The sequence below is a fragment of the Nocardia sp. NPDC059764 genome (assembly GCF_042732555.1).
Taxonomy (GTDB): domain Bacteria; phylum Actinomycetota; class Actinomycetes; order Mycobacteriales; family Mycobacteriaceae; genus Nocardia.
The window spans coordinates 1-1,872 of record NZ_JBHWHH010000350.1 but is presented as its reverse complement, the minus strand read 5'-3'; the positions used below and the strand labels follow the sequence as shown (position 1 = coordinate 1,872).

2 protein-coding genes are annotated in these 1,872 nt (G+C 69.0%); both read right to left on the bottom strand.

Annotation, left to right across the window (positions count from 1 at the left end):
• Positions 1-13: 13 nt before the first annotated feature.
• On the bottom strand, positions 14-232 hold the full coding sequence (locus tag ACFV4K_RS35605) for a hypothetical protein (protein WP_379280685.1): 219 nt from the start codon (positions 230-232) through the stop codon (positions 14-16).
• Positions 233-335: 103 nt separating this feature from the next.
• Positions 336-1,872 (bottom strand): LuxR C-terminal-related transcriptional regulator (locus ACFV4K_RS35600; protein WP_379280684.1); only part of this gene is annotated, 1,537 nt, incomplete at its 5' end.

The window sequence follows — 1,872 nt, the reverse complement described above, 5'->3', positions numbered from 1 at the left end:
ACCGCGATATCGCTCAGAAGCAGTACGGGAACTTGCACTTGCCCGGCTCGTTCGGCCCGAAGATCGCCGTGATCAAACCGTTGATCACCACGTCCGCGGCCGCGGACCCCGTGCTGATCGCCACGTCCTGCACACCCGCGACCGCTTCGGGCTGTGCGGCCTGCGCCGTCGCGGTCGCGGGCGCGCCGATCAGCACGCCTGCCGCGAGAACCACCAGAGACTTCCGAATCATGTTCCTACCCTTTCGCCCGACCTGTCGTCGACAGTAGGAATCCGGGTTCGCGGGGTCCATCGGACGAATGTCCTATTTCTTGCCGATAGAGGGCCCGTGCCGGTCACAGGGATGTGTGCCGGGCCAACTCGACGCGTTTGCTGACGCCGAGCTTCGGAAAAGCCCGGTACAGGTGGTGGCTCACGGTTTTCGGGCTGATGAACAGCTTGGCCGCGATCTCCTTGTTCGTCGCACCGGCCGCGGCGAGCCGGACCACCTGCAGCTCCTGCGGCGTCAACGCGGCGGTCTCCGCCGCCGGGGGAGTCTCCGGCCGTTGCGCCAGATCACCCGCTGCGCGTAATTCGTTGCGGGCATGCGCCGCCCACGGAATCGCGCCGAGCCGATCGAAGGTCTCGACCGCGGCGCGGAGCTGCGTCCGGGCCTCGCCGGTGCTGCGTTCGCGGCGCAGCCACTCGCCGTAGAGCAGCGCCGTACGGGCGTGGTCGTACCAGAGTCCCTCGGCGGCCAGCAGTTTCAGCGCCCGCGCGTAGGCGTCGCCGTCGGAGTGCAGCATGGCCTGACAGCGCACCGAGATCGCTTCGGCGAAAGGCGAACCCAGTGCTGCCGACCACCGATCGATCTCCTCCACCGCAAGCGTCGCCCGTTCGGGCCGGCGTGCGCGCACCGCTGCCTCCACCAGATCGCGCAGCAGGTGCAGCCATTGGCCGCGGATCCGGTTCGGAATACGGTGCAGGGTGTCGAGGCGGTCCAACGCCGGTTCGTAGCGCCCGTGTCCGAGATCGATCAGGGCCCGCGCCCATTCGTGGTTGACGTAGTTGATGAAATTGTCCTGCCCGTGCGGTTGGCGCGGGTGATCGAGCAGTTCCAGGCAGCGCAACTCATCACCGCGAATCCCGGCGATGAGCGCGAGATAGCCCTCGCCGAAGCCGATCTCGCCCAGCTGACCGATGTCCCGCGACACCCGTACGGCGTGCGCCACCTTCTCCTCGGCCTCCCACAGTCGGCCCAGCATCAGATCCGCCGCACCGGCGTAGATGGCTCCAGTCGCGAACCGCCCGACCTGGCCATGACACTGGGCGGTGCCCGAGAACCGCTGCGCCAGCGTATGGGCGTCCTCGAGATCGCCGATCAGCATGGCCTGCCCGGTCGCGGCCAGCATCAGCGCCGGATCGTCGGAACGATGGCTCTCGGCGATGGTGGCCCGGATCTGCGTGACGCCCTCGGCGAGCTCGCCGGAGTGCAAATTCAGTGCTCCGTCGAGCGCGCGGAGGAACGACGACCGCTGTTCGGGCGGCAGGCGCAACTCTGCCAGGCGGGTGCGCGCGTGGTGGGCGGTCGCGGGATCACCCAGCACCCAGGACGAGCGGGCCGCCTCCATGAACAGTGGTCCGGCGCGCTCGGGTTCGATGGCGGCCACCTCCTCGGCCGCCGCGAACAGCGAATCCCGCGACCTGCGCAGGTCGCCCTGTTCGAACGCGATCAGCGCCTTCACCCAGCCCAGCCGCGCCCGCTCGTCCGGAGCCAGCGGCAGCTGCCCGGCCGACCGGCCCAGTTCGGCGGCACGCTGATAGGCGCCCGCGGCGGCGGCCCACTCGATCGCCAGAACTATTCGGCGGTTACGGTTTTCGAGATCCGTGGTC